A 407-nucleotide genomic window follows, 5' to 3' on the forward strand; every position below is an offset into this window, starting at 1 on the left:
TTTCCCTGGGGTTTGACGGCACCGCCCAGCGCCTGAAAAAAGGTCGCGCTGGCAGGTGTTGAATCAGCCTGCCGTGAAAAATAGCACCGTCGCGCAAAATTCCCATAGCGGTGGCTGGATGATGGGCCGTGTTGCCCTGGCCCCTTGCGCAGCACCGGCGATTTGCTAAGCGCTGACGATCCGTGCGAGGCAGATCCCATGAACAAACCACAAGCGACCAGCGCTCCTGTCATCGAAACGAAGCGAACCATCCTGCGGGCACACCGGCTGGACGATTTCGACACCTATGCCGCGATGTGGACGGATCCCGTCGTCACCCGCTTCATCGGCGGCAAACCGCGCACGCGCGAAGAAAGCTGGATGCGCTTCCTGCGTCACGCCGGCCTGTGGTCGCTGCTCGGCTATGG

At 61.9% G+C, this 407-nt stretch carries 1 protein-coding gene; it reads left to right on the plus strand.

Annotated features, from left to right (window positions below):
• Positions 1 to 198: 198 nt before the first annotated feature.
• A partial coding sequence (locus EN939_RS37755; protein WP_164751676.1) for a GNAT family N-acetyltransferase occupies positions 199 to 407 on the plus strand: 209 nt, incomplete at its 3' end.

Source organism: Mesorhizobium sp. M7A.F.Ca.CA.002.05.1.1, from assembly GCF_003998335.1.
In the GTDB taxonomy this organism is placed as follows: Bacteria; Pseudomonadota; Alphaproteobacteria; order Rhizobiales; family Rhizobiaceae; genus Mesorhizobium.